We start from the raw sequence: 13,209 nt of genomic DNA, 5'->3' as shown, positions 1-13,209 counted from the left end.
GGTGTCAGGCAAACAATACCGGTGCATCAAATGGTGTGCACCGTGGAAAATCTATTTATCAAAAGACGTAAGCGACGCCTGCTGAACAGTCCCTCAGGAAACCTGCTGTTCCCGAACCCGGGCGACAAAACGAGCATAATCCTCAGGAGTGTCGATGCCAACCGAGGGATGATCCACGTTCGCAACTTGAATGTGTGCCCCATTCTCAAGAGCGCGCAGTTGCTCCAGCTTTTCAAGCAATTCCAGCTGGGAAGGGGGAAGTTGGCAGAGCTGCAGCAAATAGTCGCTCCGGTAAGCATAAATGCCGACATGAAGCCGCCAGGGCGAGGGTTGCTGAGATTTTTCGAGAACGTCTGCATGCCCTTCGCGCGGGTGAGGAATCACGGCCCGGCTGAAATAGAGGGCTTTCCCACTCAAATCGGTGACCACCTTGACACAGGAGGTGGCAGAAATCAGGCGCCAATCGTTCAGTGGGGCCGCCAGTGTTGACATTTGGGCAGATGACACGCTCTGCAAAGCCTGGACGACCTTTTTCAGATGCTCGCGCTGGACTTCGGGTTCATCCCCCTGAACGTTGACCACAATTTCATATTCGCCCTGTCGCCGACGGATAATCTCGGCCACCCGGTCGGTTCCGCTGGGATGTTCGCCAGTCATTTCGACCTGAGCACCGAAAGATTTCGCAGCGTTGGCGATTTCCTGGGAATCCGTGGCGATTAACACGTCATCAAACACACGGGCTTGTTGGACGCGCTCCCAGACGTGCTGCAAAAGAGGTTGACCAGTTTCCGAAAGCAGCATTTTGCGAGGTAAACGCGAAGATGCCAGACGAGCCGGAATAATCCCGCACACACGACCTGTCATCAATCCACCGCCTTCCGTTGCTGGCTGGAAAAACATGAGATGGAAATTCTGGTGACCGGTATTTCACGGAAACACAGCACATTTTCAACTCATTCTAAATCATATCAGCGATGAGTGGACTTCGCATGGTGGGCAAACGCTGAGGGGGCAATAAATTTCTCGTTCGTTTCTCTCGAAGAATTTTGAAAACTGGATTTAACAGGACTGATATTTCTGTACACTGTTTGTGTGACCGACTCCACGTCTCGGCCATTAAGAACTCTCTTTGGGTTTTCGCCCGGTCTCTTATCAGCAAACGATAGATCACAGAAATTGCGATTTCAGCAATGAATCAGTCTATGGAATCACCTGATCCTCTTCAGCCATCAAGTCCTGGGACTGAGGAAACGGCCCCACGTTTCCTCAGTCGTCATGATGCGTCCATGAATTCTTTTTCTGTGAGTGCATCCGCCGTTGGCAATGCCTCAGCCTCACAAAATGTCAACCAGCAGTCGCTGCTTGAGATTATCTTCGCGCAAGCCCCCATCATTCTTTGGGTCATTGATGAGCACGGAATTTTTCAGGTAAGTGAAGGCCGTAGCCTCCAGTTACTGGGAAATAAGACGGGGGAGTTAGTCGGGAAGTCTGTGTTTGAAGTCTATAAGGACTATCCCCACGCATTAGCGGGAGTTCGCCGCTCATTATCAGGAATTGAATCACGGGAGACTGTGCAGGTTCAGCAGGCTTACTTTGATAGTTGGCAACGCCCGTTATTAAATCATCAGGGAAAGGTGACGGGCGTTCTGGGGGTTGCGACCGATGTCACCTATCAGATTTTGGCCCAGCAGGAGAGCCAGGCTTCTGATCAGCGGTTTCAATCAGCCTTTCGTTATTGCCCCGCCTCTATTGCAGTGACGGATCTGGAGACTGGCCGATTTATTGATATTAATGACGCTTTTCTGAGAATGATGCGGATGTCTCGCACAGAGGTTCAGGGGAAGACATCGCTGGAGTTGGGATTCTGGACAGATCCTGTTGAGAGGCAACAGATTCTTGAGGACGTGCTTTCAGGGAGGGCCTTGACCCCTAAAGTCCGCACTTTTTTTAACCCCCGAGGACATAAAGTCGTCGGGCAATGGTCGGCGAGCATCATTGAAGTGAATAATCGCCGCTGCATGCTTTCCTGCATGCTGGATATTACCGATGTGTCGCGGGCCAATCAGCAAATTGAAGTCAGCCGCAAGCAGTTGCGCACTTTGGGCCGATTGGCGCCAGTGGCAATTTTTCGGACATCCGCGACGGGTGTGATTCGTCATGCAAATGGCCGCTATCGCTATCTCCTGGGTTCAATGAAAGATAGTGACGCACTCACATCCTGGCTGGATCGGGTTGTTCCTCAAGATTTACCCAATGTCTCTCTTGCCTGGAATAGTTTCCTGAAAAGTGGCCAATCGTGCCTGCTGGAATTCCGTCTGATTGACAGCCAATCCAAAGAACGCTGGATTCTGCTGCATGCAAAACCTCAACGATATCGCGGCAAATTGCATTCGTTTATTGGCACGCTGACCGATATTACCCCCAGAAAAAAAGCCGAAGCGGCTATGGAGCAGATCAATCATGATCTGGAAATCCGTGTCGCCAGTCGAACCTCAGAACTTCAACGACTGGCCAATGATCTGGAAGAGCAGCGGGCACAATGGGAATCGTTGATTAAAAATGCACCGGATATGATTCTAAGAATTCGGCCTGACCGAATCATCGAGTTTGTTAATCGCACCGAATACGGCTGGGAACCTGAAGAGGTCATTCATCAGGATGCGATGAGTTTTGTCCATGATGATGACCGCAAGGATGTCGAGAATGTTCTGGCTCAGGTTTTTCTGTTTGGGTCTCCTCAAACCGTTGAACTGCGCAGTCGCACGAAAACTGGTGAAACGATCTGGTACGCCGCGCATGTGGGGCCTGTTTTTCGCAATCAAACCGTGATCGCTGCCACGGCGGTGCTCCGGGATATTACCCGGCAGAAATATTTTGAAGAGGAATCCATTCGGCGGCGAAATGAACTGGCCCACGCTTCGCGGCTTTCCACCATCGGGGAGATGGCGGCCATGGTCGCCCACGAACTCAACCAGCCACTGGCGGCGATTGCTAATTTTGTACGCGGAGCGGTTCACCGCTTGAAAGAGCCGAATTTCCGGGTTGAAGAGATTGTTGAAGGATTGGAGAAAGCCAATCGTCAGGCTCAACGGGCCGGCGAAATGATCCATGGCATTCGGCGCTTTTTGAAAAAACGCGACTCACTTCAAATGCCCATTGGCCTGAATCCTTTGATTGCTGAAGCCTGGGGACTTGCGGAAATTGAAGCCTCCAGATACCGCGTGCAGCTCGTGACGTCGCTTTCCGAGCAGCTCCCTCTGATTATCGCGGATGATGTCCAGATCGTGCAGGTTCTATTGAACCTCTTCCTGAACGGGATTGATGCAATGAAGTCAATCCCTGTCAACGAACGTTTTTTGTATGTGCGAACGCTTCTGAACGATAGCCAGACCGTCATCTGTGAGGTGGAAGACCGTGGAATTGGATTTAGTCCACGAATTGCAGAAACGATGTTTGATGCTTTTGTGACAACGAAGGATGAAGGTTTAGGATTAGGGCTGTCAGTGAGCCGAACCATCATTGAAGCTCATGGCGGGCGGTTAAGAGCGATTTCTAATCCTCAGTCCCGCGGTTCGACATTCCAGATGATTCTTCCGATCCCTCCCAATGAATGAGAAAATAAAAATGTCAGAAATTTGGGAAACAAATTCATTATCAGTGACAACCAACAGAACAAATACAGATCTTACTCGAGATCACGAAGTGGTCGTGACTTCCCCTTACGACAGGATGGCATCGCTCATGTCAACAACCGATTTACCACCGACCGTTTATGTCGTTGATGACGACATGGGATTCGCTGAATCTGCCAAGTATCTGATTGAATCAATTCACCGCGCGGTGGTGATTTTCCCTTCGGCTGATGAATTTCTTGCACAATTCAGTCCCCGGCAAACTGGCTGCATCATCTGCGATGTGCGCATGCCCGGCATGAGTGGGCTGGAACTTCAGGAAGTCCTGCGGGAACGAGGGTGCCTGCTGCCAATTATTATTGTCTCTGCGTTCGGCGACGTTCCGATTGCTGTCCGCGCGATGAAAGCGGGCGCAATTCACGTGCTGAAAAAACCTTTTGACGACAATGATTTTCTGGAATTGATCCAAAAGGCTTTGGCGGAAGATGCACGCCGGCGTGAAGAATTTCATTCCCAACAGGTCGTTCTCGATCGCTATGACCGTCTGACTGATCGCGAACGGGAAGTGTTTGAAGAAGTGATCGAAGGACTTTCCAGCAAAGAGATCGGCCAGCGTCTTTCGGTCAGTTTCAAAACGATTGAAGCTCATCGTGCCAAGATCATGAAAAAGATGGAGGCCGACAGCATTCCGCAACTCCTGCGGATGTGGTTCACCATCCAGCAATGCCGAAAAACACGAACGATTCTTCCCCCAGAGGCATAAAATCACTTGGTGACCCTCAGGTTTTCAGGCTGTCGTTCTGGCACGTTCTATAGCCACAGGTTGCCGTTCTTCCTGAAATCGTGACTGATTCTCAGGAAGAACGACAACTTCTTTATTTGGTTCTTCGGCAAACTTTCCGTGGTACTGGTCTATGCATCTGTTCTTTGACCTTGATGGGACACTCACAGACCCATTTGAAGGAATCACGCGGTGCATTCAATTTGCCTTACGTGAAAATGACATTGAGCCACCTCACAACGACGAACTGCGATGGTGTATCGGGCCACCTCTCAGATCAAGTTTTGCAAAACTGGTTCACAACTCTCACGAATCGGCATTGGTCGATCGCTGTATGGCGTCCTACCGTAGGCGATTTAGTGAGATCGGTCTCTATGAGAACCGGGTGATTGAGGGAGTGGTTCCGGTTCTTAATGAAGCTGCCTTACAAGGAAAGACGCTGTGGGTTGCGACATCCAAGCCCACGATCTACGCCAGGCGGATTCTTGAGTATTTCCAATTGCTGCCGTATTTTAGAAATGTCTATGGCAGTGAACTGGATGGAACCCGAACTGATAAATCGGAACTTCTGGCGCATCTCCTTCATGAGCAGAACATTTCTCCAGAGGAGGCGCTCATGATTGGCGATCGGGAACATGATGTCTACGGAGCCTTATCCAATGGCATTCCTGTGATCGGCGTACTTTGGGGGTATGGCAGTCGGCGAGAATTAACGAGCGCAGGAGCAACCACGCTTGTCGGTACGCCTCAAGAACTACAATCACTCCTTAGCACCCGACAGGCCAGTTCACCGCGTATATAGACACACTCTCCAAGTCGCTTTCCAGGATCAATACTTCCCCCAATGTTATACTAAGGGGGACAGTAGTCATGAATCTGGCAGGCAATAATTAGTGCGTTATCAAATGCTGAAAAGCGGGGTTGAACAGGTCGTCAGTTCCGACATCAGAGGACGTGACGACGCATGAAACTCCAAGATAAATCCGTGGCATGGCACGAGACCTTGGGCGGCAATATTGCGTGCCAGATTGATTATGAGATTCAAGAAAGATTTAGCACTTTTTTCTCTTGGTTTCTTGACATCGATCTGGTTATTTTCCTGTCGTGGCGGGGGCGTGGCTGAAACTCAGGTTTAAAGCGAGCACGAGATGAAATTTGCCAGCGTGATCGGCGGGGGGATTATTGGCGGAGCGATTGGCGCGGCAATCTGGGCAGCCATCAGCTATTTCACCAACTATGAAGTGGGATATGTCGCCTTAGGAATCGGGTTTATTGTCGGATTCTTTGTGCGGATTGGCGCTGGTGATTGGCAGGGTATTACTCCGGGCGTAATTGCCGCCTTGCTTGCCATCGTTTCGATTGCTGGCGGGAAATATGCGGTCGCGACGATCCAGGCTCATGATGCGATTCGTAATTTCAACTCTGTCGCGACCGCTGACCATCTTCTGCATTCCGACGCAGAGGCGCTCGTTAATTCCAGCGACAAAGCCCCCGAGCAACTGGCCTGGCGAAATGGGAAAAACCCGGAAACAGTGGAAAGTTTGAATGACTATCCTGTTGATATCGCCAAAAAAGTTCAGGCCGATTGGGAGAAGCTTCCTGAATCTGAAAAAGCATCACGGATCGCCACGCATAGCCAGGAACTCGCCAAGGTCAAAGACGAAGTGCATCAGGTCGTTCGTGATGGACTCTTCAAAAATAGTTTTGGAATCTATGACCTGTTATTTTTTGGTATTGCGATCTATATGGCGTTCCAGATCGGAACCGGAACATCTTTGAAATCGGAATAATGGCAATATCAAGGACTTGAGTGAAAGCCTATAAAAAGTATAGAGATTCTTACACAACCTCCACCTTGCGATCCTTTAAGCTCGACAGACAATCCGGCAGGTCAAAATGGCTGAGAACTTCCGGCACCATGAGCGACAAGGGCGCCTCATAGAACTCGTCTTCTGCAATGCTGAGATAGCTCGGAGGAAGCCCTTTGAGATGCAGTTTCTCAATCGCTGGTGACAGGCAGGCGGCGAAGACAGAAGGGAGCGTTCCCCAATTCATCGACACTAAATGAACCTGTTGGTGCCCGAGCGATTGCAGCCAGGAGATCGTTGCCAGTAAATCGAGTGTCCGCTGTCCCACCAGCGGTCGATTCAACATCAAGCCATGAATCGCATAGAAATAGTCACTGCCATACGGCTGCAAGAATTTCTGTGGCCCCCCACAAGTGTCGGGACGAGATTCACCAATTCCACGCAGATCACAGGCATAAACGGGTTGTGTGGGATGGTGTTGGATCAAATCCCGCAACCATCCTTCCTCGCGGAGTTCTGCATCTGCAGAATGATGGGATACGTACAATAAGCAGGGTTCCTGAGAGCGGGGTGGCCGGGAATCGAGTCGTTGGCCAGCCAGACGAGCCACAATCGTCTCAATGCCCGGTTCCGTTTGCAGTGCATAGTGGGTCACGCCGGAACGAGGGGTCTTCCGATTGCCAGCACTACGCAGAATCCGATAGTCGGGAACCGGGATTTCTGCGGGAATGACCAGATGTTTACGAAGCGCTATTGAGAGTTCTTCAGCCTTTAACGGTCTCCTCTGTTTTGCTTTCGTACGTGCGGCAGATTGTGTGAACTCAAAAAGTGTCGCCCCCCCCATTAAAGAAACCTGGCCTTGTGGTGTCACGAGCAGATCGGCATCGTTTTCGATCGTCAAAGCAGGCTCTTTGCTTCCCATTTTCTTGCCGGTGGCCTGGTGGAACATGGCGTACATCGCCTCGCGACTGGTCTGGGAGTATTGATGCCCCCCAGGTGCAATAGAGAGTTGAAGATTTTGCTCGCTGCCCAGCAAGCCCCATAACTTCTTGAGTTCTTTGTATGCCTGTTCTGTGCCGCGAACATCAAAAAAGTCTTCTTCCTGCGCTAACAGGACGACTGGTTTCGGTGCCATCACCGCGATGAAATCCGCATGATCCAAACCCATGGCCAACACGCCGGGAGGGCATTGCTCTGTGTCGGTGGGAAGCTCATTTTGGAAATTTCGAAAGAAGGAAGTGACGGCACAACTGGGTGCCGCCATGGCCCAGCGATCGTCCAAAGCCGCGAGCCACATTGTCATGGTGCCACCACCGGAATTGCCGGTAATGCCAATGCGATGAGGATCAACGTCGGATCGCGATTGCAGATAGTCCAGTGCGCAAATCGCATCCCAGGCTCGTGTTGTCCCTAAAAAATCTCCGACAAGAAACTGTTGATTTCCTGCATGAAGGTGCTCCATCACCCCCACGCCGACCTTTGAGCGGGAAGAGTCTTTTGCAAGGTATTGCAGCCTTTCCCCCTGGCTAACGGGGTCGAAAATCAGGACAACGTATCCCTGTCGCGCCAGTCCCTGAGAGAACGACTGGTACAACGCAGCGGCTTTCCCGTTATCGGAATGCCCGCATTCCCCGACAACTGCAGGGAAGGGAGCTTGCCCGACTGTCGGGACATATAAATTGGCTGTGACAAAAAAACCAGGGCGACTTTCAAACAGCAATTTGTCGATTCGATAGGTTTCTCTTGAGAGTGTTCCTGTAATCTTGGGATTGAGAGGCGTGCGTTGGGGAAAGGGGCCGAAAGCTTTGGCAACTTTTTTTCTGACGTCGTCGATATAAGCCTGAGCCTGTTCACGGGTCTTGATCTTGGCGAGCCGTTCACTCCGATCCTGCATCGCGTGACGAATCAGGCCATCATAGTATTCATGAAGCATGCGCCCGAATCGATTGAGCGGCGGTAAACGCTCGTGTTCTTTCTCTTTTGCTTTCTGAGATGACGATTTCTCATGGTCTTGGGCCGTTGTGACATGGGCGCAGGCTGCAGATTGTGTTCCCCATCCCCAGGCACCAATAGCAGCAGCTTCGAGGAGCGTACGACGTGAGAACATTGAGCGTCCTTTTTCATTCATTGCTAAAAGTTATATGCGATCATGGATGAGTCTGAACTCTCGTTCCATTTAAGAGCATCTGCCTGGAAACTCGCAACACCTTCCTGTTGAAAGAGAAGTTGGCCGCAGGCAATCCTGCTTGGCATGGGATGTGATTGGTGATGCAGAGGGGCTTTTTGCTCAAATGGGCTTCCAGACAGCTCTTCCAGGGCGGGGCGAAATTAGCAGCCAGCAGGCCAACGAGCCTGCACCACTTGGCCATACGCTCGCAAGGTCGTGCCAAAGCCCGAAAAGGCCAGCCACGCCAGCAGTTTCTCGACCCCGTCAGGTGGATTGCTTCACTTCCAAACTGTTTTGGAATGAGAAAGAGCGACATCCAGTTTCTGCTGACAGACATCACTGCCGACATGAGGACGCAGTTTGTCAGCAGCCGTAAGCCAGGTACTCAGACATAAGCCAGGCCCGACCTTGTCAATACGACCTCGTGTATGGTTCCCACCGCTCAAACGACTGTAAGGGAGTTAAAACCACAAAACGAACAAAAGCTCGCGCTTTGGCGGCGTAAGACCCAATCGTCAACAAACAATCGGCCTTCATACGCCGCCCCAAACCCCGCAAGGGGGTTAGAAGCCGAGGCCAGGGCCGTTGAGGGTCGAGGTGTTGATTTTCCCGTCTTTCAGGTTGAAGAGTTCGGGATAGTCACGTGCCCAGATTTTGTTGGCGGCTGGAGAATACTGGCGTCCGTTCCCTTCGACGGCGGTAATTCCAGGGAGGTGAGCTGCCAGGCTGGCAGAGTGCAGGAACGATGCACCGGGGCATGTCAGATCTTGAACGCAGAGGTACATGCCAAATTTTTGAGCCGCTGCCGCTAGTAATAGCGACTCGGTCTGGCCTTTGCAGGCTTTGATGGCAACTCCAGAGTAACCCAGATCCTTGGCTGCCAATAAGACATCAAAGTCGACAAGTGATTCGTCGATGACCACAGGTTTTAACTTGGCGACATCGTGCATGGGAATCGGATGAGCTGACAAATCACGGTGCGTGGGCTGCTCAAGATATTCAATGCGGTTAAAGAGAGCGGCGTGATTTTTCTTCAGTTCTTCCAGCAATGAGATGACATACTCCGCTGACTGACACTGCTCATTGAAATCGAGCGAGTAACGCCAGACTGTCGCTGGTGAGGTGGTTGTCGCGACACGATCGACTCCCAGAATCCGCTCGCGATCCCAGTCCAGATCATTTCCCTTGAGTTTGATTTTCAGACAAGAGAGCTGATCGCGAGTGATCCATTCGCCCAAATGCTCGGGCAGACCATCACCGACCTTTTCCTTGACGTCGGCTTCCGTGAGGGGATCAACAGCACCCACGAGATGAAATAAGGCCAGTTGAGCCGCAGGCTCACGACGGGTGTATTTATCGAGATATTCACCTGCAAAAGACTTATCGAGATATTCAGACAGATCAAACGACATGTACTTTTTGGTCAGCATATCAAAGCTGTTCAACTGGTGCATGCGACCAAACGCATCATGCAAGGCGGCATCCAGCGCACTGGCAGCAACCAGTTGGGCTAACTCGGGAAGAGCTTCCGGGGATTTATTCCGGGCAGCCAATGTCTTGGCAAGGTGAGGGTATTCGCCAGCCAGGTGATACACCAGATCAATCGGGTGTCCTGATTCTGTGCAAATGAGTGCCAGATGGACAATCTCTTCAACGAACGTCTTCATCGCCGCTTCGGTCTGCTCGGGAGAACAAGCAGAGGAGGGCCATGCCCAGAGGTTTCCCAAAGGCATGCTGCCAAAGCCTTGCCCTTTGTGTTTGCCGTCATGCGATTCGACATCGACATCAACATTGACGAGCAGTGCCGTTTTCTGCACCCGATCGCCAAACTTGAGCGGGGTTCGAAAAACAATCGGCTCGAAGGAGCAGGTTGCGTCCTTGATTCGGAGATCCGTCGCCTTCGCCATGCTCCCATCTTTTCCTACAAAATTCCTGATACACTTGCGGCTAACAGAAAACCGCCAACCCAAGAAGTCTAATCCACGATCCAACAATAGGGCAAGAACACAGTCAACGAAACATGGCAAGATGCTCAAGAGCAGATCAAATGCCCAGAGAGAAAGGCTTGGTGTGAATCGTTTTTTTCAGTTCTTCAGTTGGCTCCTACGGAAATTCCATATGAACCAATTCCTTTTCATACAGCAATCGAAACCATTTTGCGATGACCAACCCGCGTCTTGCCAGAAGACTTGCCACAACAGGACGCTTCAAATTCGGACTTTTCGACCCCGGCGGCAAGCAGCCTGGCGCCTCAGCCTCTGCATCCTGTTTCTGACAGCAAGCACTAATCTGGCGGAAATGCTGCCGGGTTATGAACGAGAAGAAATGCTTACGTCAATGACGCATTCTCTGGCGACCGCACAAGATGCACCGCCAGTGATTCAGCAGCCAGCCTTTCAACATGAGGGATTACCTCTGCGAACATTAGTGACCAGCAATCAATCATTGAAAGAGACAGCCTTATTAATCGCAAATCCCGAAGATTGGTCAGTCTGGCTGGATGGAACGGTTGATCCTTCGGCCCTTGTTTCCCTGAAGATGATAGACCAGACAGCACAAGAGGGGCTGAAGCAGCTGAGTGATCAAACGACTTGGGGAATCTCACGAATTAACCCCATTGTTTACCTCAGCACCCCGGAAAAGGCCGAACTGATCACCACGGCGGCCGCGCTAAGAAGGTTCGAAGCCGATGCACATAAGAAAGACTGGGCACCAGAGATACGCCAACGCTGGAAAACACGGCAGACATTGGAATGGGACGATCTGACAACGCCAAGAGAGCTTGCTGATGAGTTGGAACTGATCTGGGATATCAGGATTACAGGAACATTTCCTCACGACCATCTCGTCGCAGGAAAACTGTCGAAGGTTTTCTTCAGTGACGCGCTGTCGATCTTGGCTGCCATGAGCGATCAGACGTTCTCCATCGGTTCAGCAGGCGATGTGTGCGAACTCAGGCCCCTTACCGCGCAGGATCGACAATTCACGATTGTTCTCTCAAGAGTTCCTGCTGAGAAGCTCACCAGCCTGGCTGAACAATTTCCCCAGATTCCATTGCAAAAAGTCACCATTTCAACAGGGAAGACCGAAATCCATGCGACGGGCACTTACAACGGACTGAAGCAACTCGATGCCACGATCAAAGGGCCGAAAGAGATCGTGGCAAATCGTGGTGGCACTGCATTACCCGCTTCTCAGGCAGGGAAGAAAAAACGCGACACCGATAAAAGTGGCATGTCAAAAGTTGAGCAGATGAAACTCACCCTCGAGGTTTCCATGGTTTCGCGGCGAGCCATCCTCCAGCAGCTCCAGAAATCCGCAGTCCCCGTCTTCTTTGACGAAGAGGCTTTCAAAAAAGCAGGCTTAAGTTTAGATCAGTTGGTGAACGTGAAAGCCAACAATCAGCCTGCCATCGATTTTGTAAAAAGCCTCTTTCCACCGGAGTCAATTATGGTTGAAGTAACGGAGGAGGGTTTACGTTTGACTCCATAGTGGCATGCCAAACTTAAAATCAGGGCTGAGTCCGTTGTAAAACTCGCAACGGAGTAAAGCCCGACAACCGAGGACACAGCGGCGCCATTCACCTCAGGACAAAGCCCTGACACGGCACCCAGGCTCATTCATAGGAAATCATCGTTCGCAAAGATTTCTCAAGTGGTTTCTGGCAAAGGTTTTCTCGCTTCTCGTTTTGCCCTCATCTGACTTTTGTTACCATCTGGCAGAATCTTGTCAGGCTCCAGGGAAAGAACTTTATCACGATGGCTTCTGTTGCTCCCCAGACCGTTGTTGTTCAATCGTCGAAACCTTTCTGGAAGTCATGGACTCTTCGAGGTCTTGTCCTGCTTCTGGGTCTCTCTGTCGTGGTCAATCTGGGGATGTACGCCGCTTACCGCGACTATTTTTCGCAGAACCCAGAGGTCACAGAACGGTATCTCTCGGGAGATCGAACCACATCGAACCGGATTGTTGTGCTGCGGGTCAGTGGAACAATCATGCCACCATTGACCGAGCGTGTGATTCGCCAGATTGAAGTAGCCGCAAAAGATGACCGGGTGAAAGGAGTTCTCCTCACAGTCGACAGCCCGGGCGGACTGGTGGCTGATAGCCATCAGATTTATCACGCACTGGAAAAGCTTCGCCAGAAAAAGCCGATCTTTGTCCAGATGAAGCGATTAGCTGCCTCGGGTGGCTATTACATCGCGATGGGGGCAGGGGTCAAAGGACAGATCTACGCAGAGCCAACAACCTGGACAGGTTCAATCGGCGTCATTATCCCAAGGTTTGATGCCAGCGGCCTGGTCGAGAAACTGGGGATCAGTTCCGATCCCCTGCGAACAGGGGAGTTCAAGGATGCACTGAGTCCGTTTCGTCCGCTTCCTGAAGCCGAACGAAAAATCTGGGACGATATTCTCAATCAGTCTTTTGAGCAGTTTGTCGAACTGATCGATGTCAATCGTGACACGCTGGATCGCGAACAGGCCCGCAAGCTCGCCACCGGGCAGATTTACACTGCCCGTGACGCACGAGCCAATGGATTGATTGACCAGATCGGTTTTGAAGAAGACTCGATTGCCGCCCTTCAGAAATCTCTCAATCTCGATCGCGTCCGTGTGGTGGTTTATCAGTCACCTTCTCAACTGATCGATCTCATTCTTGGAAATGAACATCGGGATGCGAAAACGGCCCAATGGCAGTCTCTGGTTGATGCAACCACACCGCGCGCGATGTATCTTTGCTCCTGGCTTCCAGGGATTCCCTCGTTACTTACTAATGAAGTTCGTTAGCGCCATGTCGCGACCTCATTCGGAGGTTTTCCCTGCT

At 51.2% G+C, this 13,209-nt stretch carries 9 protein-coding genes; 6 read left to right on the top strand and 3 right to left on the bottom strand.

The features are described 5' to 3' along the window. Nucleotides 1-93 precede the first annotated feature (93 nt). Nucleotides 94-900 carry a 3-deoxy-manno-octulosonate cytidylyltransferase gene (gene kdsB / locus SH287x_RS04950; protein ID WP_479517338.1) on the bottom strand — a complete coding sequence of 269 codons (807 nt, stop codon included), beginning with the start codon at nucleotides 898-900 and terminating at the stop codon, nucleotides 94-96. A 386-nt stretch (nucleotides 901-1,286) separates the two neighbouring features. Here kdsB and SH287x_RS04945 point away from each other — a divergent pair, with 386 nt between their 5' ends. From SH287x_RS04945 to SH287x_RS04930, 4 genes are all read left to right on the top strand, one after another. Then, nucleotides 1,287-3,614: a PAS domain-containing sensor histidine kinase gene (locus tag SH287x_RS04945; RefSeq protein ID WP_479517336.1), complete on the top strand. Its 2,328-nt coding sequence runs from the start codon at nucleotides 1,287-1,289 to the stop codon at nucleotides 3,612-3,614. A gap of 127 nt (nucleotides 3,615-3,741) precedes the next feature. After that, nucleotides 3,742-4,395 (top strand): response regulator transcription factor, encoded by a 654-nt coding sequence (locus tag SH287x_RS04940; protein WP_479517335.1) that lies wholly within the window; start codon nucleotides 3,742-3,744, stop codon nucleotides 4,393-4,395. A gap of 151 nt (nucleotides 4,396-4,546) precedes the next feature. Further along, nucleotides 4,547-5,215, top strand: coding sequence for an HAD hydrolase-like protein (locus tag SH287x_RS04935; protein ID WP_479517334.1), 669 nt, complete (start codon nucleotides 4,547-4,549; stop codon nucleotides 5,213-5,215). A gap of 346 nt (nucleotides 5,216-5,561) precedes the next feature. Continuing rightward, entirely contained in the window at nucleotides 5,562-6,203 is a 642-nt protein-coding gene (locus SH287x_RS04930; RefSeq protein ID WP_479517333.1) for a hypothetical protein, read from the top strand. 49 nt (nucleotides 6,204-6,252) lie between these two features. Here the strand turns inward: SH287x_RS04930 and SH287x_RS04925 are convergent, their stop codons facing one another. Together SH287x_RS04925 and SH287x_RS04920 are read right to left on the bottom strand one after the other, a co-directional pair. Then, nucleotides 6,253-8,328 (bottom strand): alpha/beta hydrolase family protein, encoded by a 2,076-nt coding sequence (locus SH287x_RS04925; protein ID WP_479517332.1) that lies wholly within the window; start codon nucleotides 8,326-8,328, stop codon nucleotides 6,253-6,255. Between the two features lie 623 nt (nucleotides 8,329-8,951). Then, on the bottom strand, nucleotides 8,952-10,295 hold the full coding sequence (locus SH287x_RS04920) for an enolase C-terminal domain-like protein (protein ID WP_479517330.1): 1,344 nt from the start codon (nucleotides 10,293-10,295) through the stop codon (nucleotides 8,952-8,954). A gap of 430 nt (nucleotides 10,296-10,725) precedes the next feature. Between SH287x_RS04920 and SH287x_RS04915 the strand changes: the two genes are divergently transcribed. Together SH287x_RS04915 and sppA are read left to right on the top strand one after the other, a co-directional pair. Next, on the top strand, nucleotides 10,726-11,880 hold the full coding sequence (locus SH287x_RS04915; RefSeq protein WP_479517329.1) for a hypothetical protein: 1,155 nt from the start codon (nucleotides 10,726-10,728) through the stop codon (nucleotides 11,878-11,880). Between the two features lie 266 nt (nucleotides 11,881-12,146). Continuing rightward, nucleotides 12,147-13,172 carry a signal peptide peptidase SppA gene (gene sppA / locus SH287x_RS04910; RefSeq protein WP_479517327.1) on the top strand — a complete coding sequence of 342 codons (1,026 nt, stop codon included), beginning with the start codon at nucleotides 12,147-12,149 and terminating at the stop codon, nucleotides 13,170-13,172. The last annotated feature ends 37 nt before the right edge of the window (nucleotides 13,173-13,209 follow it).

The sequence above is a fragment of the Planctopirus sp. SH287 genome (genome assembly GCF_056500625.1).
Note: the sequence above shows the minus strand (reverse complement) of the source record. Positions and strands in the feature narration are given on the sequence as shown.

Bases quoted from the DNA above. Each gene is read 5' to 3' on its own strand.
- SH287x_RS04940 (WP_479517335.1), top strand. From the start codon at position 3,742: ATGTCAACAACCGATTTACCACCGACCGTTTATGTCGTTGATGACGAC.
- kdsB (WP_479517338.1), bottom strand. From the start codon at position 900: ATGTTTTTCCAGCCAGCAACGGAAGGCGGTGGATTGATGACAGGTCGT.
- SH287x_RS04920 (WP_479517330.1), bottom strand. From the start codon at position 10,295: ATGGCGAAGGCGACGGATCTCCGAATCAAGGACGCAACCTGCTCCTTC.
- SH287x_RS04945 (WP_479517336.1), top strand. From the start codon at position 1,287: ATGAATTCTTTTTCTGTGAGTGCATCCGCCGTTGGCAATGCCTCAGCC.
- SH287x_RS04915 (WP_479517329.1), top strand. From the start codon at position 10,726: ATGACGCATTCTCTGGCGACCGCACAAGATGCACCGCCAGTGATTCAG.
- SH287x_RS04930 (WP_479517333.1), top strand. From the start codon at position 5,562: ATGAAATTTGCCAGCGTGATCGGCGGGGGGATTATTGGCGGAGCGATT.
- SH287x_RS04925 (WP_479517332.1), bottom strand. From the start codon at position 8,328: ATGTTCTCACGTCGTACGCTCCTCGAAGCTGCTGCTATTGGTGCCTGG.
- sppA (WP_479517327.1), top strand. From the start codon at position 12,147: ATGGCTTCTGTTGCTCCCCAGACCGTTGTTGTTCAATCGTCGAAACCT.
- SH287x_RS04935 (WP_479517334.1), top strand. From the start codon at position 4,547: ATGCATCTGTTCTTTGACCTTGATGGGACACTCACAGACCCATTTGAA.